The organism is Microbacterium sp. 22215 (assembly GCF_052045655.1).
In the GTDB taxonomy this organism is placed as follows: domain Bacteria; phylum Actinomycetota; class Actinomycetes; order Actinomycetales; family Microbacteriaceae; genus Microbacterium; species Microbacterium phyllosphaerae.
Genome location: NZ_JBQEPC010000004.1, coordinates 142256 through 165618, shown reverse-complemented (window position 1 = coordinate 165618; position 23363 = coordinate 142256). Strand labels below are relative to the sequence as shown.

23 protein-coding genes and 1 pseudogene are annotated in these 23363 nt (G+C 68.6%); 7 read left to right on the top strand and 17 right to left on the bottom strand.

The window, feature by feature from the left end:
• Positions 1-90: 90 nt before the first annotated feature.
• From ACTJKH_RS08665 to cycA, 10 genes are all read right to left on the bottom strand, one after another.
• On the bottom strand, positions 91-2142 hold the full coding sequence (locus ACTJKH_RS08665) for a hypothetical protein (protein WP_440736566.1): 2052 nt from the start codon (positions 2140-2142) through the stop codon (positions 91-93).
• A gap of 4 nt (positions 2143-2146) precedes the next feature.
• Positions 2147-3130: a glycoside hydrolase family 130 protein gene (locus tag ACTJKH_RS08660; RefSeq protein ID WP_440736565.1), complete on the bottom strand. Its 984-nt coding sequence runs from the start codon at positions 3128-3130 to the stop codon at positions 2147-2149.
• Between the two features lie 22 nt (positions 3131-3152).
• A complete protein-coding gene (locus ACTJKH_RS08655; RefSeq protein WP_440736564.1) occupies positions 3153-3992 on the bottom strand; it encodes a carbohydrate ABC transporter permease in 840 nt (279 codons plus the stop codon).
• A 2-nt stretch (positions 3993-3994) separates the two neighbouring features.
• Positions 3995-4960, bottom strand: a complete 966-nt coding sequence (locus ACTJKH_RS08650) for a carbohydrate ABC transporter permease (protein ID WP_440736563.1) — start codon at positions 4958-4960, stop codon at positions 3995-3997.
• A gap of 10 nt (positions 4961-4970) precedes the next feature.
• Entirely contained in the window at positions 4971-6239 is a 1269-nt protein-coding gene (locus ACTJKH_RS08645; RefSeq protein WP_440736562.1) for an extracellular solute-binding protein, read from the bottom strand.
• A gap of 35 nt (positions 6240-6274) precedes the next feature.
• A complete protein-coding gene (locus ACTJKH_RS08640) occupies positions 6275-7267 on the bottom strand; it encodes a LacI family DNA-binding transcriptional regulator (RefSeq protein WP_440736561.1) in 993 nt (330 codons plus the stop codon).
• 303 nt (positions 7268-7570) lie between these two features.
• Positions 7571-8500: a DnaJ domain-containing protein gene (locus ACTJKH_RS08635; protein ID WP_210096366.1), complete on the bottom strand. Its 930-nt coding sequence runs from the start codon at positions 8498-8500 to the stop codon at positions 7571-7573.
• 89 nt (positions 8501-8589) lie between these two features.
• A complete protein-coding gene (locus ACTJKH_RS08630; protein ID WP_440736560.1) occupies positions 8590-9243 on the bottom strand; it encodes a YigZ family protein in 654 nt (217 codons plus the stop codon).
• A 31-nt stretch (positions 9244-9274) separates the two neighbouring features.
• The gene (locus ACTJKH_RS08625) at positions 9275-10261 is read right to left on the bottom strand and encodes an aldo/keto reductase (RefSeq protein ID WP_440736559.1); all 987 of its coding nucleotides are present in this window, start codon (positions 10259-10261) and stop codon (positions 9275-9277) included.
• A gap of 97 nt (positions 10262-10358) precedes the next feature.
• On the bottom strand, positions 10359-11819 hold the full coding sequence (gene cycA, locus ACTJKH_RS08620; RefSeq protein ID WP_440736558.1) for a D-serine/D-alanine/glycine transporter: 1461 nt from the start codon (positions 11817-11819) through the stop codon (positions 10359-10361).
• A 145-nt stretch (positions 11820-11964) separates the two neighbouring features.
• On the opposite strand from cycA, the gene ACTJKH_RS08615 reads away from it, so the two are divergent.
• Both ACTJKH_RS08615 and ACTJKH_RS08610 read left to right on the top strand, forming a co-directional pair.
• Positions 11965-13437, top strand: coding sequence for an MATE family efflux transporter (locus ACTJKH_RS08615; protein ID WP_440736557.1), 1473 nt, complete (start codon positions 11965-11967; stop codon positions 13435-13437).
• 120 nt (positions 13438-13557) lie between these two features.
• Positions 13558-13950, top strand: a complete 393-nt coding sequence (locus ACTJKH_RS08610) for a hypothetical protein (protein ID WP_440736556.1) — start codon at positions 13558-13560, stop codon at positions 13948-13950.
• Positions 13951-13992: 42 nt separating this feature from the next.
• On the opposite strand, the gene ACTJKH_RS08605 is transcribed toward ACTJKH_RS08610, so the two are convergent.
• Positions 13993-15702 (bottom strand): AMP-binding protein, encoded by a 1710-nt coding sequence (locus ACTJKH_RS08605; RefSeq protein WP_440736555.1) that lies wholly within the window; start codon positions 15700-15702, stop codon positions 13993-13995.
• Positions 15703-15765: 63 nt separating this feature from the next.
• The gene (locus ACTJKH_RS08600) at positions 15766-16233 is read right to left on the bottom strand and encodes an acyl-CoA thioesterase (protein WP_210096357.1); all 468 of its coding nucleotides are present in this window, start codon (positions 16231-16233) and stop codon (positions 15766-15768) included.
• Between the two features lie 126 nt (positions 16234-16359).
• On the opposite strand from ACTJKH_RS08600, the gene ACTJKH_RS08595 reads away from it, so the two are divergent.
• Together ACTJKH_RS08595 and ACTJKH_RS08590 are read left to right on the top strand one after the other, a co-directional pair.
• Positions 16360-16974: a ClpP family protease gene (locus ACTJKH_RS08595; protein WP_440736554.1), complete on the top strand. Its 615-nt coding sequence runs from the start codon at positions 16360-16362 to the stop codon at positions 16972-16974.
• Positions 16971-17564, top strand: a complete 594-nt coding sequence (locus ACTJKH_RS08590) for a ClpP family protease (RefSeq protein WP_440736553.1) — start codon at positions 16971-16973, stop codon at positions 17562-17564. Before ACTJKH_RS08595 ends, ACTJKH_RS08590 begins: the two co-directional genes overlap by 4 nt.
• 111 nt (positions 17565-17675) lie before the next feature.
• Here ACTJKH_RS08590 and ACTJKH_RS08585 read toward each other — a convergent pair whose 3' ends face one another.
• Both ACTJKH_RS08585 and ACTJKH_RS08580 read right to left on the bottom strand, forming a co-directional pair.
• Positions 17676-18032 carry a helix-turn-helix domain-containing protein gene (locus tag ACTJKH_RS08585; RefSeq protein ID WP_440736552.1) on the bottom strand — a complete coding sequence of 119 codons (357 nt, stop codon included), beginning with the start codon at positions 18030-18032 and terminating at the stop codon, positions 17676-17678.
• A 60-nt stretch (positions 18033-18092) separates the two neighbouring features.
• Positions 18093-18548 carry an Lrp/AsnC family transcriptional regulator gene (locus tag ACTJKH_RS08580; protein WP_056311153.1) on the bottom strand — a complete coding sequence of 152 codons (456 nt, stop codon included), beginning with the start codon at positions 18546-18548 and terminating at the stop codon, positions 18093-18095.
• 111 nt (positions 18549-18659) lie between these two features.
• Between ACTJKH_RS08580 and ACTJKH_RS08575 the strand changes: the two genes are divergently transcribed.
• Positions 18660-19274, top strand: a complete 615-nt coding sequence (locus ACTJKH_RS08575; protein WP_440736551.1) for a LysE family translocator — start codon at positions 18660-18662, stop codon at positions 19272-19274.
• Complete coding sequence (locus ACTJKH_RS08570) at positions 19271-20080, top strand: thioesterase family protein (protein WP_440736550.1); 810 nt, start codon at positions 19271-19273, stop codon at positions 20078-20080. The genes ACTJKH_RS08575 and ACTJKH_RS08570 overlap by 4 nt, the downstream gene beginning before the upstream one ends.
• 9 nt (positions 20081-20089) lie before the next feature.
• On the opposite strand, the pseudogene ACTJKH_RS08565 reads toward ACTJKH_RS08570, so the two are convergent.
• The 3 genes and pseudogenes from ACTJKH_RS08565 to ACTJKH_RS08555 all read right to left on the bottom strand — a co-directional run.
• A pseudogene (locus ACTJKH_RS08565) lies at positions 20090-20998 on the bottom strand (helix-turn-helix transcriptional regulator); the annotation flags it as partial.
• Positions 20999-21068: 70 nt separating this feature from the next.
• A complete protein-coding gene (locus ACTJKH_RS08560) occupies positions 21069-21566 on the bottom strand; it encodes a MarR family winged helix-turn-helix transcriptional regulator (protein ID WP_440736549.1) in 498 nt (165 codons plus the stop codon).
• A complete protein-coding gene (locus ACTJKH_RS08555; protein WP_210096349.1) occupies positions 21566-22225 on the bottom strand; it encodes a GTP cyclohydrolase II in 660 nt (219 codons plus the stop codon). Before ACTJKH_RS08555 ends, ACTJKH_RS08560 begins: the two co-directional genes overlap by 1 nt.
• Before the next feature lie 116 nt (positions 22226-22341).
• Here ACTJKH_RS08555 and ACTJKH_RS08550 point away from each other — a divergent pair, with 116 nt between their 5' ends.
• Positions 22342-23361: a zinc-dependent alcohol dehydrogenase family protein gene (locus tag ACTJKH_RS08550; protein WP_440736548.1), complete on the top strand. Its 1020-nt coding sequence runs from the start codon at positions 22342-22344 to the stop codon at positions 23359-23361.
• Positions 23362-23363: the final 2 nt, after the last annotated feature.

The window sequence follows — 23363 nt, the reverse complement described above, 5'->3', positions numbered from 1 at the left end:
CGCAACCGTAGTCCGACGAGCCGCCCGATCTTCGAATCGCGCACTTTGCAGAAATGCACCCCCACCGATTGCAAAGTGCGCGATTCGAAGTCAGGCCCGGGTGATCGTGAACCCGCCTCCGCGCACGCGCACCTTCCCACCCTGCACGGCCTGACCCCGAGACGCACCGTCGGCGTCGTACGAGCGACCCGATCCGGCGGCGAGGGGAGCGACGCGCTGGTCCTTGAGCGTGCTGTCGGCGTACAGCACGGCAGCGCCGGTCGTCGTCGCGTAGACCGCCGAGGCGACCGCCGGCTGGATCACGAGGGCGTCGAGCCGGACGTCACCGCGGCTCGTGCAGCGCACGGTCACCGTGTCGGTGGGCAGGCCGCCGCCCAGAGGCTGGGGCACCAGCATCCCGTCGGCCTCGGTGAGCCCGCGATCTCCGGTTCCTCCCGCGGGGGTTCGGGTGCTCCACAGGCGCTTCCGACCTCGGAACACCTCCCACACGGCGTCTCCGGCATCTGCCCTCTGTCGCCAGATCAGCCCGTGCAGGATGCCGCCGGATTCGGTCACGTCGAACTCGACCGATTCGCCGCGGGGCACGCGCACGTAGGCGCCGCCTGACAGATTGCCTTCGCCGGTCCACGCACCGCTCTCGGGGCGCACGACCTCGCATCCCGCCGACAGTCGCGCGTTCTCGGCATCGATCACTCGCAGCCCTGCGAACGACCGCAGCCCGGTGATCGACGTCGCGATGCGTGCGATGTCGCGATTCGCGTCGAGGAGCAGCATTGTGAGGAGTCCGTGGATCGTCGACTCCGCACCGGAGTTTCGATTCACCCGCCCGTCGGTCTCGACCCCGTCGAAGGTCACACCCGTGGCGGGGTCGTAGACCGGAATGCCGGCAGTGTTCGCCCCGAAGAACCATCCAGCGGCCAGCCCGGCGAGCACGCGCAGTCCCTCACCCCCGACCGCTGCGGCCTGCACCGCACCGGCGACGCGGCCATGAGCACCGTAGGCGATCTGCGCCTCGGCGGGCAGCGGTGCCCACGCGTTGTGCGGGCCTCCCGAGGCGAGTACCTGCGGCGTGAACGTCCCCGCATCGGCGACAGCCGAGGCTGTCCACTCCCGACGTCGGAGCAGAGCGCCCGCGCGGCCGAGCGCTTCGGGCGCAGCCGCGCCCCATGCGTGCCAGAACCCGAGGGAACCGGTCCAGGGCAGCACCGCGCCGAACGGCCAACCCCTCGCAGGATCGGAGGACATCGCGGCGACGCCCTCGCCGTACGTCTGCAGTGCCCGACGGCTTCGTGCGTCCCCGGCCTCCGTCGCAGCCGCGAGGCCGAGCATGGCCTCGGCCGTGGCATCCGCTCCACCGGCGATGAGCCAGGCGGGCAGCCGTCGACCATCGCTGCGCACCCACTGTCCGGCGCGCGAGAGCGATTCGCTGCCGAGGGCGTCCAGAGCGAGGTGGAGTCGGCTGAGAAGGAAGGCGGCGAACTCCCGGTCCACGCGACGGAACGCCGCATACCCCTCGCCGAACGCCCACACCGTGCGCGCCAGCCAGTACGACTCGGCCGAATCCGACGGATCGGGCAGCTCGACGGGGATCGCGCTGGGAGTGAGGGTGCCGTCCTCCTGCTGCCAGAGCACCACGCGACCCGCGTTCGCCCCGCTCGTCGTCTGTAGGAACGCCAGCGACCGCAGCACGTCTCGAGCGTCATCGCGGCTCCGAGCATCACCGGTCGCCCTCCAGTCGCGCACGAACACCACGGCGGCGCGGGCGATGTCATCCGCGTTGTACGCGCCCTGCGACCAGTACCCCGTGGTCGGGTCCTTCGTCCCGCCGCCCACCGGGCGATACCCGCCGGCGCCGTCGGTGTCTGCGTAGGTCCACGGGGCGAGCACGCGCGGCGAGGTGTCGATGCCGAAGGTGGTGTGCGTCGCGCTCGCGACGACCGGCACCTCGGCGAGCAGGAAGCGCAGGTGCGCGAGGTTGGTGAGCCGCGCACCGCGTGAGGCCGCCCCCAGCGGTGCGGCAGAGCCCCAGGGACGAATGCCGGAGGATGCCGAGGCGTTCGCCGTGTGTGCATCCAGGGGCAGCAGCGCGAGCGCCGAGCTGGCGGCCGCAGCGGTCAGGAAGGTCCGTCGTGAGAGCGACATGGTCTCATTCCTCGGTTGTGTCTCGGAGGGCGCGACCCCAGGGCTGAGCCGGGTCGTGGATGGCGACGGCCAGCGTCGTATCGGACTGCCCGTAGTAGGCGAACCACTTCTCCTGGAACTTCACGAGCCCCTCGACGAACGTCACGTTCGACACCAGGCCGTGCATGTCCTCGAACGTCTGCGGGCGCAGCCACGGCTCCTGCAGCCGGGCGATCACCTTCGTCGGCTCGTCGGGGTCGATGGCGATCTGTCCGCAGCGGTAGTCGACGTCGACCGAGCCGTCGTCGTTGACCGTGCGCGTCGCGCCGTTCGTCAGCATCACGAGCAGTCCGTTGTCGGCCAGCACGGGCGACGTGCCGATCTCGACGAGCGCCTCGTCCCACGTGCCCGGGGTCGGCGAGTACATCGGCTCGGTGTCGGCGGTGCCGGGTGTCCAGTGGATGAGGTCATCACTGGTCGCCCAGTAGATGCCCCCCTCGCCGAAGTACATCCACCACTTGCCGTGCATCTTCTGCGGCACGATGACCCCGGCCTTCGACCAGTTGAACCCGCGGGGATCCATGGTCTTGAAGGTGTCGAAGTCCTCGAACAGCGGCCCGTGCTTGGTCCAGGTCCGCAGGTCGGTGGACGTCGCCAGGCAGAGCTGCGCACTGCGGCGATCCCACCCCGTGTAGGTGAGGTAGTAGGTGTCGTCGATCAGGGCGATGCGGGGGTCCTCGCATCCGTAGCGCTCGTAGTCCTCGGACGGGGAGAGGATCGGCTCGTCCTCGCGGGTGAAGGTCACGCCGTCGCGCGATCGAGCGATCCCGATGTGCGACACGATGTCGTCGGCGTGTGCGCGGTACAGCAGCACGACCTCGTCGCCGTCGACGAGTGCGGCGGGGTTGTAGAGGTTGGCCGACTCCCAGCTGTCGCCCTTCGGACGCAGGATCGGGTTGCCGTCGTAGGGGGTGAACGGGCCGAGGGGGAAGGATGCTCCGGTGAACATGGGGTCCTTTCGAGGGAGGCGGTCAGCCCTTGACGGCTGCGCCGAGGTCGGTGGCGGTGAAGAATCGCTGGAAGACGACGAACAGGATCACGACGGGGAACGCCAGCGCTGTCGCACCGGCGAGGATCGCGCCGTTGGGGTTCGCCGTGGACTGCGCGACGTTGGAGATGTAGTTCGCCAGCGACACGGCGAGGGGCTGCAGCGACGAGTCCTTGGTAATGAGGAACGGCCAGAGGAACTCGTTCCACGGACCGATGAAGGTGACGAGCACGACGGTCACCAGCACCGGCTTGATCAGGGGGATCGCGACCGACGTCAGCAGGCGGATCTCGCCGGCCCCGTCGATGCGCGCCGCCTCGAAGATCTCGACGGGCAGCGCTTTGAAGAACTGCACGAAGATGAACACCGCGGTCGTGTTGATGAGGAACGGCAGGATCATGCCCAGATACGAATCGCCGAGGCCGTAACTGCGGGTGATCTGCACGTAGAGCGGGATCATCAGCAGCTGGAACGGCACCATCTGCACGAGCAGCATGAGCACCCAGATCACGCCGCGGCCGCGGAAGTCGAGACGGGCGATCGCGTAGCCGGCGAGCAGGCCGAACACGACTGTTCCGAGCAGCACCCCCGCGGTGAAGATCAGCGAGTTCGCGAGCGAGCTGACCAGATCGATGCGGGAGTCGATCGCGATGAAGTTGTCGACCGTCCATCCGCTGGTCGGGAAGAGCTCGTTCGGCGAGTTCGTCGGGTTCTCCTGGAACGCGCCGACCAGCATGAAGTAGAACGGGAAGGCGAATCCGATGGCCGCGACCGTGAGCAGGATCAGACTCAGGATGCGGGGGAGTGAACGCTTGCGTCTCATGGTCATCGCTCCCTGGTTGCGCGGTTGGCGGCGAGCGACAGCATCCCGACGAGGATCACGAGGATCATGCCGATGGCTGCCGCGGTGTCGGGGTTCTGCTGCTGGATGCCCAGCTGGTAGATGAGAAGCACCGGGGTCGACGATGCACCGTCCGGCCCGCCGCCGTTCGTGAGCAGGTACGGCTCGGTGAAGAGGTTGGCTCCGGTGATGATCGACAGGATCAGCACGAGGGTCGTCGCGTTCCGCACTCCCGGGATCGTCACGTTCCAGAAGCGCGAGAATGCACCGGCGCCGTCAGTCTCGGCCGACTCGTAGAGCTCCTTGGGAACGTTCTGGAGCGCTGCCAGGTACAGCAGGATGTAGAAGCCGAGCTGTTTCCACGTCACGTACAGGGCGATCATCGGCATGGCGAGACCGCTGTTGACGAGCCAGGACGGGTCGGGGGCGAGCGGCCCGAGGATCGTGTTGATCAGTCCGTTGCCCGAGAAGAGCAGCATCCACACGCCGACGAGCGAGACGCTCGCGGTGAGGTACGGCACGTAGAACGCCACACGATATGCGGCGACCCAGCGGATGCCCGTGTTCAGCGCCGCGGCGAGCACGAGCGAGAGCACGGCGGTGAGCGGCACGTTGATGACGAGGAAGATCAGGGTGTTGCGGAATGAGCCCAGCACTCGCGGGTCGGTGAGCACCGTGACGAAGTTGTCGAAGCCCACGAAGGGGCGCTCGACCTCGACGTTCGGTGCGGTGAAGAAGTAGTCGTGGAAGGCGATGTAGACGGCGAACGCGAGCGGATACGCGAAGATCGCGATCACGAACACGAAGTACGGCAGGGCGAAGAGCCCGCCGATCGGCTGCGCACCCAACCAGCGGGTGCGCCACCGCGCCCTCGGTGACCGACCCGCGGACGGGACGGGGGGTGCAGTGCCCCCGGCCACGTCCGCGACCGCGTCGTCTCGGAGCGTCATGGTCGGCTCGTCACTCGGCGACGAGGTCGTCGATCTTCGTGGTGGCGGTCTTCAGGAAGTCGTCGATCGACTCCTTGCCGAAGATCACGGCCGCGGAGTACTCGTCACGGAACGCCTGCCAGGCCTCGACGGAGTTCGGGATGCTGGGCACATCGGCGGTCGCCTCGGCCTGCTCGGCGAACGCCACATAGTTCGGGTTCGCGTCGAAGTAGTCGGCATATGTCCCGGTGAGGTCGGTGCGCATCGGCATCTGGCCCGTGGCCTCGAGCAGCTGTCCGTCGCTCTCGACACTCGTGGAGAACTTCAGGAACTCCCAGGCCGTGCCCTGGTTCTCGCACGCGGTGAACATCGAGACGCTCTTCGAGTCGGCGAACGTGGTCGGGTTGTCTCGGCCGTCGCTCGTCGGCACGGGCATGAACCCGACGTCGACGGTGTCGGCGTACGACGGGATGGCCCACGGGCCGGCCAGTTGCATGGCGGTGGTGCCTGCGGACATGGCGTCGTCCGTCGATGCCTCGTTCGGCGAGAGCTTCTCGTCGTAGAACGTCTTCCAGAACTCGGCGACCTCGCGGCCGGCATCCGAGTCGACCGTCGTCTTGCCGTCTTCGACGAGCATGGTGCCATCGGTCTCCGCGAGGTACAGCGGATAGAAGTCGAACCATGGCTGGTAGAACTCGCTCGTCGGCGCCGGCCAGATCGCGCTCTGCACACCGGAGTCGACGATCGCCCGCGAGCCGGCGAGGAAGTCGTCGTACGTCGCCATCTGCGGATCCTCGGGGTCGATGCCCGCGGCCTCGAAGAGGGCCTTGTTGTACATGACCATGACCGGGTTCGACTTCCACGGCAACTGGTAGAAGCTGCCGTCGGTCGCATATGGATCGACGTCGCCGCCGCGTTCGGTGATGTAGTCGCTGCCGCCCTTCATCGTGCTCAGGTCGACGAGCCCGCCCTGCTTGACCCATCCGGAAACGGCTGCCGGGGCGACGTTGTAGACCAGGCACGGCGCGGTGCCGGCGGTGATCGCCGCGGTGATGGCCTCCTCCGACGACGAGCCGGCCGGGATCTCCTGGGCGTTGACCTTCTCGTCGGGGTGTTCGGCGTTCCAGGCCTCGACTACGGCCGTTCCCCAGGCGACCTCCTGCTCGTTGTTCGACAGCCAGATGTCGATCGGGCCGGTGGCTTCGGCCGAGGCGTCGCCTCCGCCCCCGCCTGCGGAGCATCCGGTGGCGACGAGAGCGACCGCTCCCAACAGCGCTGCTGCGCGGATCTTCTTCTTCATGGTGTCCTCCTTGACGCGATGGTTCGGGTGATCGTCTAACGGGTGGTGCTCTCCCGGAAGTGAACGATGTTGCAGTCGACGACCTCGGTGCGCGGCTCGGCGCCCAGGATGTCAGCCAGCAGCAGGCGGGCAGCGGCGCGTCCTCGCGCGGCCGGGCCCGAAGAGACGCTCGTGAGAGCGGGGGAGAGGTGGGCGGAGAGGTGGTCGTCGTCGAAGCCGGCGATGGCGAGATCGCGAGGGATGCTGAGCCCGCTCGAGCGGGCGAACGACAGGCCGGCGATCGCCATGGTGTCGTTCGAATACAGGATCGCGGTCGGTCGATCCGGCAGGGCGAGCAGCTCGGCGGTGCGGGCCCGGCCGCTGGCGGCGGTGAAGTCGCCCTCGCGCAGCAGCTCGTCTCCTCCGACGGCGTCGACGAAGGCATCTGCGCGCACATGCGAGTGCACGTAATCGAGCGGCCCCGCGACATGCGCGATGCGCTCGTGCCCGGCGCTGCGCAGATGCGCGATGATCTCGCGGATCGGCTCCGCGTCGTCGGTGCGGACGCACGAGAACCGCGTCGGCCGTTCGTAGGCGCCCACGAGCACGGCGGGCAGCTCGAGCTCTTCGAGCAGCGGCACGCGCCAGTCCTCCGTGCGCAGATCGAGCAGCAGGGCACCGTCGGCTCGGCCGTGGCTGAGCGCCCGGTAAGCGCGTTCTTCGGCGGCGCGGTCGGGGACGACGTGCAGGATCAGTCCGGTCTCGGTCTCGGCGAGAACGGATTCGACGCCTGCGATGAAGGCGGGGAAGAACGAGTCGTTCGCGATGACCTCAGGGTCACGGGCCAGTACGACGGCGACGGCGTTGGCCCTCTGCGTGGCCAGGGCTCGGGCGCTCTGGCTGGGCACCCAGTTCAGCTTCTCGGCCGCGGCGAGGACCTTCGCCCTGGTGTCGTCGGAGATGGGGCGCTTGCCGCTCAGGGCATGCGAGACGGTGGCCTTGGTGACGCCGGCCTCTCGCGCGACGTCTGCGATCGTCGTACGGCTCATGCCACCTCCTCGTGGAACCTCGGGCTGATCGTCGGCATCCGGTCAGGCGCGATTTAACCGGTTTGACGATCGGGGGTGAAACGAGTGTAAACCGGTTTGACGGATCCGGTCAAGAGTCGGCTCGACCCGCGCCGTCTGCGCCGCGGTCCCGATCAGCGGAGGGCGTCCCGATCTGCGAGCGAATCAGCGGCGTTCGTCCGCAGTACGGAGCCGGCGCCGCGAAACGGGACGGGCGGATGCCGAGGCGGAGCGTGCGATACCTCGGCAAATGAGCGGGAGAGGGCGGGAGTGGTCAGCCAGGGCTCAGACGAACGTGACGGTCTGCTGCAGGCGCGTCCGCACGTCGAACAGCTCGTTGCCGCCGATCGCACGGGCGCCGGGCACGCCCTGGCGCAGCACCATCGCGAGCGCGCTGCGCCGCACGACGACGACCGGCACCCCACGACTGCTGCCGAGCGGCGTGACGGCCTGCGACAGGTCGTCGTCGGGGAGGACGATGATCACTCCGCCGAACTTCACCCGCGCGGCCTTGGCCACCGTGCGCATGCGCGAGAGCGCCGCGGTGACGGGTGCGCGGGTGCCCAGGCTCGGGCCGGTGATCTCACCGCGTCGGAAGCCGACGACGCCGCCGAAGTCCTCCGACATGACGCCGTACAGGCCCGACGGGCTGAGCACCACGTGGTCGAGCTTGTCGTCGGCATCCGCGCCTGTGGCCACGTCGTGCCAGACCGTGAACCCCATGCCGAGCGCGCTCACCGTGCGGGCGGTCGCCTCTTCTGCCAGCGCATCGGCGAGCAGTCGACGCAGGTCTCGCGGGGCCGAGCGCACCAGGGCGGGGTCGTACGGGTCGGGCACCTCGACGCCTCGGCCCGCCCATTCGCGGATCAGCGACAGGTAGCGCTCGCGTCGCCAGCCGCCAGGGTGGCCGTACGAGCGCGCCCGGGGGCGCGTGTCGGTGCGCGTGGCCGACTGCGGACGCCATCCGCTCCACTCCGGCTCCGAAGGGATGCCGGGGTGCGCGCCGCTGCGGCGATCGTAGGCGGCGCGGCTCTCGGCGGTGCCGACGAGCTCCCACGCGCGCTGCACCTGGATGAACACGGCCGCGTCGCCTCCGGTGTCCGGGTGCGTCTCGCGGAGGCGGAGCCGATAGGCACGCCGCAGCTCGACGTCGTCGACCGACGGGTCCACACCGAGGATCTCGTAGGCAGAAGCCGAGAGCGGGCTGTCGAACATCGCTCTCCTTCCGAGATCGCGGCATCCAGAATATCCGGCTGCCGTTGTGGATTCGCCTGATTACCGCGGGTGCGCGAGCGCTCGGGCGATCAGACGGGCACGTCGACGATGCGCTCGCCGCCGATCACCGGTGCGACGGCCCCGGCGGACGCCGCCGCGATGTCATCCGCGAGTCGATCGAGCTCCTCGGCGGGAACCCAGGCCTCGAGCGTCGCCGACGCCCCGTACCGGGTGTCGCCGAGTGTCGCGCCGTGATGCAGCACCCAGTCGCGCAGCAGGTTGTCGAAGCGTCCTGCATCCGCATGCGCGACGTCGATCGTGACCTGGGTGAGCGACTGCCGGTTCACGAGCGTCGCAAGATCCAACGCCTCAGACACTGCCGACGAGTACGCCCGCACCAGACCGCCGGCGCCGAGCTTCACACCGCCGAAGTAGCGGGTGACCACCGCCACGACATCCGTGAGCTCGCGGCGGCGCAGCACCTCGAGCATCGGCACCCCGGCTGTTCCCGAGGGCTCGCCGTCATCCGACGACCGGGCCTGATCGCCGAGCAGACCGGTCACCATCGCGGTGCAGTTGTGTCGGGCATCCCACCACTGCTTGCGGAGGCGCGCGATCACGGCATCCGCCTCCTCGACCGACCCGACCGGCTCGACGGTCGCGATGAAGCGGGATTTCTTGATGACGAGTTCGTGCTCCACGGGCGCGGCGATCGTCGCCGGGTAGCTGCGGGGCGGAGTCATCCGCCTCAGACTACCCAGCGCCGGCGCCTGCTCAACGGTCGACGAACGACATCTGCTGCGGGTTGTAGCGGTCGCCCTGCACCCCGACGCGCGCCGCGAGCTGGTCGAGATCGGCCATCTCGTCGGCCGAGAGTGCCACGGCCGTCGCTCCTGCGTTCTCGGCGATGCGTGAGGTGCGCCTCGTGCCGGGGATGGGGACGATGAACGGTTCGCGGGCGAGCAGCCAGGCGAGCGCGATCTGGCCCGACGATGCCTCCTTCGCCTCCGCGAGTGCGGTGACGTGACTCACGAGGGCCTGATTCGCGGCCCGGTTCTCCTCGCTGAAGCGCGGGATGGTGCCGCGGATGTCTCCGTCCGAGAAGGAGGTGGTCTGGTCGACCGTGCCGGTGAGGAATCCCTTGCCCAGTGGACTGAACGGCACGAAGCCGATGCCGAGCTCGGCGAGCGTGGGGAGCACCTCATCCTCGGGGTCGCGGGTCCACAGCGAGTACTCGCTCTGCAGCGCGGTGACCGGCTGCACCGCGTGCGCGCGGCGGATCGTCGAGGCGGATGCTTCGGAGAGGCCGAAGTGACGCACCTTGCCCTCGGCGATCAGCTCACCGACCGTGCCGGCGACGTCGTCGATCGGCACATCCGGGTCGACGCGGTGCTGGTAGAAGAGGTCGAGCACATCGGTGCGCAGGCGCCGCAACGACTCCTCGGCGACGCGACGGATCTGCTCGGGCCGGCTGTCGAGCCCGACGCTCGTGCCGTCTTCGATGCGCCAGCCGAACTTCGTCGCGATGACGACCTGGTCGCGGATCGGCTCCAGCGCCTCGCCGACGAGCTCTTCATTGACGTAGGGGCCGTAGACCTCCGCCGTGTCGAAGAACGTCACTCCCTGGTCGAGCGCTGAACGCAATACGGCGATCATCTCGTCGCGGCTTCCGGGGTTCGGGCCGTAGCTCTGCGACATCCCCATGCAGCCTAGGCCGACAGCCGAGACCTCGAGTCCCTGGCCGAGTGTGCGAGTGTGCATGTCGAGTCCTTTCGTCGCGACTGACGCTACGCTCGCTCGCGGCGCTGAGGGAGGGCCTGCCGGAACCTCCCTCAGACGTCGCGCGGGTCGCCCCCGACTACTCGACCGAGTCGTCGCGCAGGTACGCGATGTGCTTCGCGTGACGCGTCAGGTGGTTCTGCGTCCTGCGCACGAACAGCCAGGCCACGAGCAGCAGCACGAACCAGATCGGGGTCACCAGCAGCGCGGTCAGCGTGTCGGGCTGCGTCGTGAGTGCCCAGAGGATGAACACGAAGAACGCGAGCACCACGTAGACCATGAACACTCCGCCGGGCATCCGGAACCTCGACGCGGCCACCTTCTCGGGGCGCCGGCGCCGGTAGACCAGATAGCTGCAGAGGAAGATCGTCCAGACGAACATGAAGCACACGGCCGACACCGTCGTGACCATGTCGAAGGCCGTGCCGATGTCCTTGCCCGCGTAGAGCAGCACGACGCCCGAGAGCAGCAGGATGCACGACAGGAACAGTGCGTTCTGCGGCACGCGGCGCTTCGAGAGGCGGCCGAAGATGCGCGGGGCGTCGCCGTCCTTCGCGAGACCGAACACCATGCGCGAGGTCGAGTAGATGCCCGAGTTCGCGCTCGACATCGCCGAGGTCAGCACGACGAGGTTCACGACGGTCGCGGCGATGCCGAGGCCCGCGAGGGCGAACATCGCGATGAAGGGGCTCTCGCCGGCGACGTACTCGGTCCACGGGGTGACGGCCATCAGGATGACGAGCGCGCCCACGTAGAACAGCAGGATGCGGATCGGGATGGCGTTGATCGCCTTCGGCAGGTTCTTCTCGGGGTCCTTGGTCTCGGCCGCGGCCGTGCCGACGAGCTCGACGCCGACGAACGCGAACACCGCGATCTGGAATCCGGCGACGAAGCCCATGAAGCCGTGCGGGAACATGCCGCCGTGGTCCCACAGGTTGGCGAAGCTCGCCGTGCCGGCGTCGTGCTGGAAGCCGGTGAAGATCATCACGAGACCCGTGATGATGAGAGCGACGATCGCGACGATCTTGATGAGCGCGAACCAGAACTCCATCTCGCCGAAGGCGGCGACGGTGGGAAGGTTCAGGGCGAGCAGGATGACGATCACGAGGAGGCCGGGGATCCACAACGGGATGCCGGGGAACAGCGCATCCGTGTATCCGGCGATCGCGATCACGTCGGCGACTCCGGTGACGACCCAGCAGAACCAGTACGTCCATCCGGTGAAGAAGCCGGCCCACGGGCCGAGCAGGTCGCTCGCGAAGTCGCTGAACGACTTGTACTTGAGGTTCGACAGCAGCAGCTCGCCCATCGCCCGCATGACGAAGAAGAGCATGAACCCGATGATCATGTAGACGAAGATCACCGAGGGGCCTGCGACCGAGATCGTCTTGCCGCTGCCCATGAACAGGCCGGTGCCGATCGCCCCGCCGATCGCGAGCAGCTGGATGTGTCGGTTGCTCAGCGCCCGCTTGAGGTGCTGCTCTTCTCCGTCGGCGGTTCCGTCCACCCTGACGGATCCTTCCGTGTTCTGTGCCGTCATCGTCGAACCTCCGGTGTTCCGTGCCGCGTCCCGCTGCGGCATCCTTCCGACCGTACTTGCCGATCGGGTATGGCAGTTAACCGAATCGATTCGATATCCTGGTTCGACCCCCGATCATCCCCCAGTTCTGCGAGCCGCTTCCTCCATGGCCACCTCTCTCACCACGGGCCGCCCGTGGCGTGTCATCCTCTCGTTCTCGATCCCGCTGCTGCTCGGCAACGTCGTGCAGCAGATGTACCAGTTCGCCGACGCCGTCGTCGTCGGGCGCCACCTCGGCGTCGAGTCGCTCGCGGCCGTCGGTGCCACGGGCAGCCTGCTCTTCCTGCTGATCGGCTTCGCCTGGGGGCTCACCAGCGGTTTCGCGATCCCGATCGCCCAGGCGTTCGGTGCGGGCGACGGTGCGGCGGTGCGACGGTCGGTCGCGACCGGCGTGATCCTGACCGGCATCACCAGCGTCGTGCTGACGATCGTCGCGCCCTTGATCGCCGCCCCCGTGCTCGCCCTGCTGCAGACGCCGGCCGAGCTCATGCCCGAGGCGACCACCTTCACGCAGATCAGCTTCATCGGCGCGAGTGCGACGATGTTCTTCAACTACCTCTCGGCGATCATCCGCGCGATCGGCGACTCCCGCACGCCGTTGATCTTCCTCACCGTGTCATGCGCGCTCAACGTCGGACTCGTCGTGCTCATGGTCGGCCCGCTCGAATGGGGCGTGGGCGGAGCTGCGCTCGCGACCGTCGTCGCCCAGGCGGTCTCGGTCGCACTCTGCCTCGAGTTCGTGCGCCGCCGCCTGCCGATGCTGCACCTGCGTCGTGCCGACTGGCATGTGACGCGCGAGGACTTCCGGGAGCACCTGCGGCTCGGGCTCCCGATGGGATTCCAGGCCTCGATCATCGCGATCGGCACGCTCGTGGTGCAGGTCGCCCTCAACACCCTCGGCTCCGAGGCGGTCGCCGCCTACACGACGGCCTCCCGGGTCGACGGCCTGGCCGTGGCGTTCCTGTCATCGCTGGGCCTCGCGTCGTCGATGTACGCGGCGCAGAATCTCGGCGGACGCCGCCCCGACCGCATCCGCCGTGGTGTGATCGAGGGCACCTGGATGGCGATCGGCGCCGGTGTCGCGCTCGGCGCCCTCATCATCGCGTTCGGTGCGCCGATGGTGCGGCTGTTCGTGGGCGAGGGGTCCGACGAGGTCGTGCGGCTCGCGCACCTCATGCTCATCATCAACGGATGCGGCTACTGGGCGCTCGGCGTGCTCTTCGTGCTGCGTGGCGCGCTGCAGGGACTCGGCCACACGCTCATCCCCACGGTCACCGGGGTGGTCGAGCTCGTGATGCGCGTGGGCGCGGCTCTCGTGCTCGGTGCGATGATCGGCTTCGAGGGCGTGGCGCTCAGCAACCCCCTGGCCTGGCTCGGCGCGATCGCCCTGCTGGTGCCGGCGTACGTGCGCGCCCACCGCGACCTCGGCCGCATGCCCGTCGACCCGATCGAGTCGACCGAGACGTCGACGATGGCGATCATCGGACCGACCGACGGCTCGATGGTCGTCGATGCGGTTGTCACCCAGCCGGTGCGCGTGATCAAGGCGTCGCGGTTCGCCCGGTTGAAGCGGCGCTGAACAACTCGTCACAGTTGCGGAACATCATCCTTGAGATGGATGCCCTGTATGCCGACACTTCGTAGTGTTGGTCATACGGAGAGTCCGTCTGACCGGGGGGTCGTGATGACGTCATCAAGAATGGCAAGCGAACTGGCATCGATACTGGTGCCGATCGGAGTGGTGGGGGCCGTGCTCGCGGCGCTGTGCGCGATCGTCGCCGGAGTCGCGATCATGCGCGGCGCGGCAGGGCTCGCCGGTGGAGCCGTAGGGCTGTGGATCCCGAGTGCGATGCTCAGCTCGACGGCATCCTTCGCGAGCCAGTGGATGCCGCTGCTCGTGTCGGGCGTCGTGCTCGCCGCGATGCTCGTGATCGGCGCCATGGTGCGCGCGATCGTGAGCGCCGGAGAGCCGGCGCGTCAGGCCGCACGAACCGCACGGGCCGAGTCCCTCGCCGATGCGCCCGAGCCGCAGCCTGCTCCGCGCACGACGACGGCACCGAGCACCGGATCCCAGCCCGCACTCGCCGGCTGAGCCCGTGGGCTGAGTCCGCGGGCTGAGCCCGTGGGCGCGGCCTCAGCGGTAGTCGCGGTCGCGGTGCTGTGCGGTCTCGTCGCCCGAGGACACGCGTTCGGCCTCCCTGGCGCGCAGCTCGACGCGGCGGATCTTGCCCGAGATCGTCTTGGGCAGCTCCGGCACGAACTCGATGATGCGCACCCACAGGTGCGACGAGAGCCGGTCGTGGGCGTACGCGAAGATCGACCGCGCGGCGTCCGCCTCGGCCTCCACCGCATCCGTGCGCAGGCACACGTAGGCCTTCGGTACCGCCAGGCGCGTCGGATCGGGGCTGGGGATCACCGCGGCCTCGATCACGAGATCGTGCTCGAGCAGCACCGACTCGAGCTCGAACGGCGAGATCTTGTAGTCGGAGGCCTTGAACACGTCGTCGGCCCGCCCGATGTAGGTGAGGTAGCCGTCGGCATCCCGCTGGGCGATGTCGCCGGTGTGATGGTAGCCGCCGACGCGCGATTCGGCCGTCTTCTCGGGGTCGTCGTAGTACCCGGCCATGAGCCCTGCGGGCGGATGCGCGAGGTCGAGCGCGATCTCGCCCTCACTCTCCGCGAGCTCGCCGGTCGCCGGATCGAGCAGCACGACCGGGTAGCCGGGCAGTGGGCGACCCATGGATCCGACCTTCACGACCTGGCCGGGGGAGTTGCCCACGCACGCCGTCATCTCGGTCTGCCCGAACCCGTCGCGGATCGTTCCAGCCCAGGCTTCACGCACTCGATCGATGACCTCGGGGTTCAGCGGTTCGCCCGCTCCGACGAGCTCGCGCGGCGGGTGGGTGAGCCGGCCGAGGTCGGCCTGGATCAGCATGCGCCACACCGTCGGCGGGGCACAGAACGTCGAGACGTGGTGCGTGTCCATGACCTGCATGAGGGTGTTCGCGTCGAAGCGGTCGTAGTTGTAGACGAACACGGTCGCCTCGGCGAGGAACGGCGAGTAGAAGCTCGACCAGGCATGCTTCGCCCACCCCGGCGACGAGATGTTGAGATGCACGTCGTCGGGTCGAACGCCCAGCCACCACATGGTCGACAGGTGCCCGATCGGGTACGACACGTGGGTGTGATGCACGAGCTTCGGGCGGCTGGTCGTGCCGCTGGTGAAGTACAGCAGGGCCGTGTCATCGGCGGGAGTCGCGGCATCCGGCTCGAACGTCGTCGGTGCAGTGGTCGAGTCTGCGAAGCGCGTCCACTCGGCGGGAATGCCGTCGCCCACCCCGATGCGCAGCACGGCGGCGTCGATGTCGGCGATGCGCTCGGCGAGTGAGCCCAGGGTCACGATCGCACGGGCACGGCCGTGCTCGACGCGGTAGGCGAGGTCGGATGCCGAGAGCAGCGTCGAGGTGGGGATCGACACCGCGCCGATCTTGGTGATCGCGAGCATCACCTCCCACAGCTCGATCGTGTTGCCGAGCATCACGATGACGTGGTCTCCTCGACGGATGCCGAGGCCGGTCAGCCACGCGGCGACCTGGTCTGACCGTGCGGAGAGGTCGCCGTAGCTCCACGACTCGAGGCTGAGGTCGGCCGAGACGATCTGCACGGCCGGGCGGTCGGGGGTCTCACCCGCGATGACGTCGAACCACTCGAGGGCGAAGTTGAACTCCGTGGGCGTCGGCCAGGCGAATCCTTCGCGAGCCGCCTCATAGTCCGTGGCATTCGCGAACAAGAAGTCGCGCATCTCTCGGATCGCGGTCGTGGCTGCGGTGGCGCTGCGGCTCATTCGGGGCTCCCTTGCTCGACGGACGACTCCATCCTCGCACCGGGCGCGGCCGCCGGGCCGACCCTACGGCAGGCGGATCGTCCCCGTGGCGATGCGCTCGGTCGGCATCCGATCGCGGTTGTAGGTGATCTCGTTGTAGCCGTGCGGCGTGGGCATCCCGTCGTCATCCAGACTCACGAAGACGATCTTCTCGATCGTGAGGATGCGCTTGCGGGTGATCATGTTGCGGGCGACGGCCCGCATGGTCAGAGACGTGGTGCCGAAGTGCGTCGCCTGCAGGCCGATCTCGATCAGATCGCCCTGCACGGCCGACGCCTCGAAGTTGATCTCCGAGATGTGCTTCGTCACCGCGCGGTAATTGCCCAGCTGCACGATCGCGTAGATCGCCGCCTCCTCGTCGATCCACTTCAGCAGGCTCCCGCCGAACAGCGAGCCGTTCGCGTTGAGGTCTTCGGGGCGCACCCATTTGCGGGTGCGGAAGTTGATGCCGTCCTCGGACCACTGCCACTCGGGTGTCTTCTGCTTCGCCATGCTCTGAGGGTAGGAGCCTCGTGAGTCGGGGGTGTTACGCGGGGATTCCGGAGCGATCTGCCTCAGGCGGATCTGCTCAGGGCGGATACCGCCGCGCACGGCCTCGCGGCGGCGGATGCTGAGGTCATGAGCGAAGACAACCCCCTCCCGCAGTTCGGCCCCGAGGCCCGACGAGCGCTGTTCCACGAACGCGTCCTCGTGCTCGACGGCGCCCTCGACGACGACAACGGCACGCTGTTGATGACGCAGCTGCTGACGCTCTCGGTCGAGGATCCGACCACCGACATCGCCCTCTGGATCCACTCGCCCGGCGGGTCCGTCCCGTCCATGCTCGCGATCCGCGACCTGATGAGACTCGTGCCGAACGATGTCTCAACCCTCGCACTCGGGCTCGCGTGCAGCGCCGGGCAGTTCCTGCTGTCGGCCGGCACGAAGGGCAAGCGCCGGGCCCTGCCGCACGCTCGGATCCTCATGCACCAGGGATCGGCGGGCATCGGCGGCTCGGCGGGAGAGATCGAGACACAGGCCGACGACCTGCGGCACATGCGCGACACGGTGCTCGGACTCATCGCCGACGACACCGGACAGCCTGTGGATCGCATCTTCGAGGACTCGCTGCATGACCGCTGGTACACGGTTGCGCAGGCGAAGGACTACGGGTTCATCGACGAAATCGTGGGCTCGCTCGCCGACCTCATGCCGCGCCGCCGGGCCCGCGTCGGGCTGGGGGTGAGCGCATGAGCGGCTACACGATCCCGAACGTGATCGCGCAGCATCCGCGCGGCGATCGGATCACGGACGTCTACTCGCACCTGCTCGCGGAGCGGGTGATCTACCTCGGCACCGGGATCGATGCGGGAGTCGCGAATGCCCTGATCGCGCAGCTGCTGCATCTGGATGCCGACAGTCAGGATTCCGGCATCCAGTCCTACATCAACAGCGAGGGAGGCGACCCGGGGGCGGCACTCGCGATCTACGACACGATGCAGCACATCCGTCCGCCCGTCGCGACGACCTGTGTCGGGCAGGCGATCGGGCCGGCGGCCCTGCTCGTCGCGGCCGGAGCGCCGGGGCAGCGGGCAGCCCTCGCCCATGCCCGGATCGTGCTCCATCAGCCGGCCGGGCAGTCGCGAGGGGCGATCCCCGACCTGATCCTCGCGGCAGACGAGGTCGTGCGCGTGCGCTCCGACATGGAATCGATCCTCGCCAGGCACAGCGGCCGGTCGCTCGGCGAACTGCGCGCCGACACCGATCGGGACCGCGTCTTCACGGCATCCGCTGCCCTGGACTACGGACTGATCGACACGGTGCTCGGGGAGCGGGCCGTCTGAGGCGCGATGCGTGGTCGAAACGCATCTCGCGCGCGGTGGGTGGTCAATAACGCATCGCAGAACGCCAGATTCGATGCCTTTTTGACCACCCATCGCGGAGGAGACGGCCCGTCAGGCGGCGAGGGCGAATGCCTCGCGCGAGCCAGATACCGCAGCGGATGCCGGAGCCGCCGTGACCTGACGCAACTCGTCGGCGACGGCGCTCGTCAGCTCGATGAGCGAGGTGTCGAGGGCGCCCGCGATCGCGGCGATCATCTCGCTCGACGGCTCTTTGAGTCCTCGCTCGACCTCCGAGAGGTACTGGGGCGAGACTCCGGCGTTCTCGGCCGTCTCGGTCAGAGTCTCATCGCGGCCGTGTCGTCGGCGGCGCAGCTGGTCGCCGAGCATCTGTCGCCACAGCGGTTCGGGCTCGCTGGGGCGAGGGCGGTCAGGACGAGGTGCGCGGGAGAACGGGACGAGGTCGGCCATGCCTCACGATAATCCGCCGTCAGCGGATGATTCGAGCCGTTCTGCTCTGAGCAGAACGGCTCAGCCCAAGGGCAGCGCCCCGTCGTCGACGACCTTGCGCATCACGAGCGTCGAGCTGACCCGCTGCACGCCGGGGAGAGCGGTGAGCTGCTCGTCGTACAGGCGCTGGAAGTGTTCGAGGTCGGCGGCGACCACGCGCAAGAGGTAGTCGGGGTCGCCGAACAGGCGGTGCGCGAGCGTGATGTTCGGGATGCGGGTCACGGCCTCCTCGAACGGGATGATCGAGTCGCGGTTCGCCTCCTTCATCGTGACGAAGACGAGTGTCTCGAAGCCCAGACCGAGAGCCTGGGGCGAGAGGGTCGCGTGGTATCCGGTGATGACTCCGGAGCGCTCCAGCTCACGCAGGCGGCGGTGACAGGGAGAGACGCTGAGCTGCACCCGCTCCGCGAGTTCCGTGATGCTCAGGCGTCCGTCGCGCTGCAGTTCGGCAAGGATCTTCCGGTCGATCGCGTCCATACTCAAGATTCTTGCGCAGAATGGGTCCCGCAGTGCAAAAAACGCAAACACCTTCCGTCGTTTCCTTCCTAGAGTTGCCCCGCAGCATTGGAACGACGAAAGAGAACAGCCATGGCGCTCACCGCGATCACCGCCTTCTGGGGTGTCTCAATGCTCTTCGTCATCACCCCCGGTGCCGACTGGGCCTTCGCTATCTCGGCCGGTCTGCGCCGTCGCGCAGCGCCCGCGGTGCTGGGGATGCTGTCGGGCCACGTGCTCGCCGTGATCATCGTCGCGGCCGGGGTCGGAGCGCTCGTCGCCCGGTATCCGCTCGCCCTCACCGTGCTGACCGTCGCCGGTGCGCTCTACCTGGTCTGGCTCGGCATCGGCACCCTGCGTGCACCCGCCGTGATCCGCGAGGGAGCCGAACTCGTCGAGGCCTCACCGGGCCGATGGATGCTGAAGGGATTCGGTATCAGCGGACTGAACCCCAAGGTCACGCTGCTCTTCCTCGCGATCCTCCCGCAGTTCACTGCACCGGCCTCGGCGTGGCCGGTCTCGATGCAGATCGTGATGCTCGGCGCCGTGCACCTGGTCGGCTGCGCAGCCGTCTACTTCGCCGTCGGGTTCGGCGCAGGGTCGGTGCTGCGCGCTCGTCCGACCGCGGCGCGCATCGTGAGCATCGTATCGGGCCTCGCGATGATCGGGATCGGTGCGGTGCTGCTCGTCGGACAGCTGGTGCGATGACGACGTTCTACGATCCGATGGTGACCGCATACTTCGAGCGCCTCTCCGCCACCGCCTTCCGGGCCACCGACGCGGTGCAGGGAGCATGGAACACCTCCGAGCAGCACATCGCACCGACCATCGGACTGCTGGCGCACCTCGTCGAGGCCGATCGTGATGCGCGGCGCGACGACTCGCTGGTCCTGGCTCGCGTCTCGTACGACATCCTCGGCGTCCTGCCGATCGATGCGGTCGACGTCGAGATCCGAGTGATCCGTCCGGGGCGCACGATCGAACTCGTCGAGGCGACGCTGAGCCACGCGGGTAGGCCGGCGGTGATCCTCCGAGCCTGGCTGATGCAGACTGCCGACACGACAGCGATCGCGGGTGGTGCGCTGCCGGTCATGCCACCGCTCGACGCGCACGCCGAGTGGCAGGCCGGCGCGGTGTGGCCGGGTGCCTTCGTGCGCTCGGGCGATTTCCGTCACCGCGAGGATGAGCCGGGCCGCGCCTCCGCGTGGGTGCGACCCCATCACCCGCTGCTCGCCGATGAGCGGGTCAGCCCGACGGCACGCGCCCTCGGCGTCGTCGACCTCGCCAACGGCATGACTCCGCGAGTTCCGATCGGCTCGGCGTTCTTTCCGAACGTCGACCTCACGGCCCACCTGTTCCGCGAACCGGACGAAGGCTGGATCGGGCTCGACACGACCGTGACGTTCGGCGCCAACGGGGTCGGCGTCACCCACTCCGTGCTGAACGACGGGGCAGGGCCCTTCGGCGTCTCCGTGCAGAGTCTCACCGTGCGACCGGTCGCGTCGCGCGACTGAACGCAGGCGTCAGGCCCCGGCGCGATCCGCCACCGCGGAGTCGGTGCCGGAAGACGCGGATGCCGCAGCATCCGTCGCCGCCCAGCTCGCGAGCATCCGCAGCTTCTCCTCGGACGCTGATCCCGGCTCTGCCGTATACGTCGACATCTGCAGCCCCGGATCGGCCGGAAGCTCGAACGCCTCGTAGGTGAGCTCCATCTCGCCGACGACGGGGTGGTTGATCCGCTTGACGCCGCTGCGGTGGAAGCGCACGTTGTGCGCGGCCCACAGGGTGCGGAAACGCTCGCTGCGCGTCGACAGCTCTCCCACGAGATCGGTGAGCGTGCGGTCGAACGGATTGCGCCCGGCCTCGCCGCGCATCGCGGCGACGAGCTCCTGCGTGTTGCGCTCCCACTCGGGGTAGAACTCCTGCGCCGCCGGGTCGAGGAAGGCGAAGCGGGCGCTGTTCGGCACCGGAGTCGTGAACAGCGGCGCATAGAGAGCGCGGCCGAGCGCGTTCGCGGCGAGGTAGTCGAAGTAGTTGTTGCGCACGATCGCGGGCGCCTCGGTCATCGCGTCGAGCAGGCGCAGGATGCTGGGACGCAGCGTCTCGACCTTCTTGCGCGGCTTGCGGGCGACCGGTGACGCGTTGGCCGTGCGCGCGAGGTCGAACAGGTGCGCGGTCTCGGCCTCATCGAGCTGCAGCGCGCGGGCGAGCGCGTCGAGCACGCTGTCGGAGACACCGGACAGATCGCCGCGCTCGAGGCGGGTGTAGTAGTCGACGCTGACGCCGGCGAGCAGCGACACCTCTTCGCGACGGAGTCCCGGTACGCGGCGGTTGCCGCCGTACGCGGGCAGGCCTGCCTGGTCGGGGGTGATGCGGTCGCGCCTCGACGAGAGGAATTCGCGCACCTCGTTGCGGGTGTCCATGTCTTCGACGGTACGCCCTCGCGCGGCACGAAGGGAGGTACTGGCGGGCTCTCCCTCTGCGCCCCGGGGCCGATCGGCGTCAGAGGGCCGCAGTCACGCCCGGGAGCAGCTTGGTCAGGATCGTGCCGAGCTGCTCCCGCTCGTCCTCGGAGAGCGGATCGAACACGAGCTCGCGGATCTGCGCCACGTGAACGGGAGCTGCCCCTCGGAGCAGCTCGCGACCGGCATCCGTGAGCGCGGCCGTCAGCGTGCGCTTGTCGCTGCTGCAGGAGGTTCGCGTGACCCAGCCGCGCTCCTCGAGCGAGTCGATCGCGTGACTGAGCCTGGACCTGCTGAGTCCGGCGATCTGCGCGAGCTCCGTCATCGGGATGGGCCGTTCGTCCTGCCCGGCCAGAGAGACGAGGATCGCGTAGTGCGCGTGCTTGAGACCCGTCTCGGCCTTCAGCGCCCGATCGAGCACCTGCGGCAGCAACTGCACGAAGCGGATCGTCGGCAGCCACGTCTGCATCTCGGCATCGTCGAGGCGCCGCTCGCTCACGGCGCTCACGGGGCGCTCGCTGACGACGGCAGCGCTCATCACGCGGCGGACAGATCGAGCGTGTGCGAGGTGTGGTCGCGCTTGGCCTCGAGGTATCGGTGGTTCGCGTCCGAGAGGTGGACACCGGTGCGCACCTGCTCGGTGACACGGATGCCGAGTGACTCGAGCTGAGCCGCCTTGTCGGGGTTGTTGCTCAGCAGGCGGATGCTGTCGGCACCCACCGCCTGGAGCATCTGCGCCGCGACGGTGTAGTCTCGCTCGTCCTCGCCGCGGCCGAGCGCCACGTTCGCCTCGTAGGTGTCGAGGCCTGCGTCCTGCAGGGCGTAGGCGTCGAGCTTGGCGTACAGGCCGATGCCGCGACCCTCCTGGCGCAGGTACAGCAGGAACCCGCCCTCCTCGGCGATGCGCTCGACGGCTTCGCGCAGCTGCGGACCGCAGTCGCAGCGCTCGGATCCGAAGACATCGCCGGTCAGGCATTCGCTGTGCGGGCGCACGAGCGGAGCATCCCCGCCGTCCGCCATGCGCTCGAGGGCGCCCTTCCAGTCGCCGAGCCCCAGGAGCAGGTGCTCGCGGCCGTCGACCAGACCGTCGAAGGTGACGACATCCGCCGCGGTGGAGAATCCGTCGGCGAAGCGCATCGGCACGCGCACCCGCGTCCGCTCTGCAGCCACCGGGACGACGGTTGAAGTTTCAATCATGTCGGGTGAAACGCGATATGCCGGTGTCTATTCCCGTGAAAGGAGTTTTATCAAAACCTCCCGAGACGGCTCGATGAGGCGTTGACTGGAGTCACAAGACCGAAGGAGCACCACTCATGCGTGGAGTAGTCATGTACGCGCCCGGCGACGTTCGCGTCGAGGAGCGCGAGAAGCCGACCATCACCCGCCCGACCGATGCCGTGATCCGGATCGCCGCGACCTGCATCTGCGGATCCGACCTGTGGCCCTACCGGGGCGCGAACGAGGTCGATCACGACCCGATGGGTCACGAGTACGTCGGCGTCGTCGAAGAGATCGGCGCCGAGGTGAAGACCGTGAAGGTCGGCGACTTCGTCGTCGGGTCATTCATGGCCTCGGACAACACCTGCGAGATCTGCCAGGCCGGATACCAGTCGCGCTGCGTGCACGTCGTGCCGATGGGTCGCTACGGCACCCAGGCCGAGTACTCGCTGATCCCGCACGCCGACGGCACGCTCGTCGCGACGCCGGGGCAGCCCGACGCCGATCTGATCCCGTCGCTGCTCGCGGCATCCGACGTGCTGGGCACCGGCTGGTTCGCCGCCGTCGCCGCCGAGGTCGGGCCCGGCAAGACCGTCGCCGTCGTCGGGGACGGAGCGGTGGGTCTGCTCGGCATCCTCGCTGCTCGTGAACTCGGCGCCGAGCGGATCATCGCGATGAGCCGTCACGCCGACCGCCAGGCGCTGGCACGCGAGTTCGGCGCGACCGACATCGTCGAGGAGCGCGGAGACGAGGGCGTGGCCCGCATCAAGGAGCTCACGAACGGGCTCGGTGCGCACTCGGTGATCGAGGCGGTCGGCACGCAGGAGTCGATGATGCAGGCCATCCGCGCGACCCGTCCCGGCGGTCATGTCGGATTCGTCGGCGTCTCGCACGACGTCGCGCTGCCCGGTGAGGAGATGTTCTACTCCGCGGTGCACCTGCACGGCGGCCCGGCTCCGGTGCGCCGCTTCCTCCCCGAGCTGATCCAGCTCATCTGGGACCGCAAGATCGACCCGGGCAAGGTGTTCGACCTCACGCTTCCGCTCGAGGAGGCCGCCGAGGGCTACCGCGCCATGGACGAGCGACGCGCCACCAAGGTGCTGCTCACGGTCTGACC

Bases quoted from the DNA above. Each gene is read 5' to 3' on its own strand.
- ACTJKH_RS08665 (WP_440736566.1), bottom strand. From the start codon at position 2,142: ATGTCGCTCTCACGACGGACCTTCCTGACCGCTGCGGCCGCCAGCTCG.
- ACTJKH_RS08660 (WP_440736565.1), bottom strand. From the start codon at position 3,130: ATGTTCACCGGAGCATCCTTCCCCCTCGGCCCGTTCACCCCCTACGAC.
- ACTJKH_RS08655 (WP_440736564.1), bottom strand. From the start codon at position 3,992: ATGAGACGCAAGCGTTCACTCCCCCGCATCCTGAGTCTGATCCTGCTC.
- ACTJKH_RS08650 (WP_440736563.1), bottom strand. From the start codon at position 4,960: ATGACGCTCCGAGACGACGCGGTCGCGGACGTGGCCGGGGGCACTGCA.
- ACTJKH_RS08645 (WP_440736562.1), bottom strand. From the start codon at position 6,239: ATGAAGAAGAAGATCCGCGCAGCAGCGCTGTTGGGAGCGGTCGCTCTC.
- ACTJKH_RS08640 (WP_440736561.1), bottom strand. From the start codon at position 7,267: ATGAGCCGTACGACGATCGCAGACGTCGCGCGAGAGGCCGGCGTCACC.
- ACTJKH_RS08635 (WP_210096366.1), bottom strand. From the start codon at position 8,500: ATGTTCGACAGCCCGCTCTCGGCTTCTGCCTACGAGATCCTCGGTGTG.
- ACTJKH_RS08630 (WP_440736560.1), bottom strand. From the start codon at position 9,243: ATGACTCCGCCCCGCAGCTACCCGGCGACGATCGCCGCGCCCGTGGAG.
- ACTJKH_RS08625 (WP_440736559.1), bottom strand. From the start codon at position 10,261: ATGCACACTCGCACACTCGGCCAGGGACTCGAGGTCTCGGCTGTCGGC.
- cycA (WP_440736558.1), bottom strand. From the start codon at position 11,819: ATGACGGCACAGAACACGGAAGGATCCGTCAGGGTGGACGGAACCGCC.
- ACTJKH_RS08615 (WP_440736557.1), top strand. From the start codon at position 11,965: ATGGCCACCTCTCTCACCACGGGCCGCCCGTGGCGTGTCATCCTCTCG.
- ACTJKH_RS08610 (WP_440736556.1), top strand. From the start codon at position 13,558: ATGGCAAGCGAACTGGCATCGATACTGGTGCCGATCGGAGTGGTGGGG.
- ACTJKH_RS08605 (WP_440736555.1), bottom strand. From the start codon at position 15,702: ATGAGCCGCAGCGCCACCGCAGCCACGACCGCGATCCGAGAGATGCGC.
- ACTJKH_RS08600 (WP_210096357.1), bottom strand. From the start codon at position 16,233: ATGGCGAAGCAGAAGACACCCGAGTGGCAGTGGTCCGAGGACGGCATC.
- ACTJKH_RS08595 (WP_440736554.1), top strand. From the start codon at position 16,360: ATGAGCGAAGACAACCCCCTCCCGCAGTTCGGCCCCGAGGCCCGACGA.
- ACTJKH_RS08590 (WP_440736553.1), top strand. From the start codon at position 16,971: ATGAGCGGCTACACGATCCCGAACGTGATCGCGCAGCATCCGCGCGGC.
- ACTJKH_RS08585 (WP_440736552.1), bottom strand. From the start codon at position 18,032: ATGGCCGACCTCGTCCCGTTCTCCCGCGCACCTCGTCCTGACCGCCCT.
- ACTJKH_RS08580 (WP_056311153.1), bottom strand. From the start codon at position 18,548: ATGGACGCGATCGACCGGAAGATCCTTGCCGAACTGCAGCGCGACGGA.
- ACTJKH_RS08575 (WP_440736551.1), top strand. From the start codon at position 18,660: ATGGCGCTCACCGCGATCACCGCCTTCTGGGGTGTCTCAATGCTCTTC.
- ACTJKH_RS08570 (WP_440736550.1), top strand. From the start codon at position 19,271: ATGACGACGTTCTACGATCCGATGGTGACCGCATACTTCGAGCGCCTC.
- ACTJKH_RS08560 (WP_440736549.1), bottom strand. From the start codon at position 21,566: ATGAGCGCTGCCGTCGTCAGCGAGCGCCCCGTGAGCGCCGTGAGCGAG.
- ACTJKH_RS08555 (WP_210096349.1), bottom strand. From the start codon at position 22,225: ATGATTGAAACTTCAACCGTCGTCCCGGTGGCTGCAGAGCGGACGCGG.
- ACTJKH_RS08550 (WP_440736548.1), top strand. From the start codon at position 22,342: ATGCGTGGAGTAGTCATGTACGCGCCCGGCGACGTTCGCGTCGAGGAG.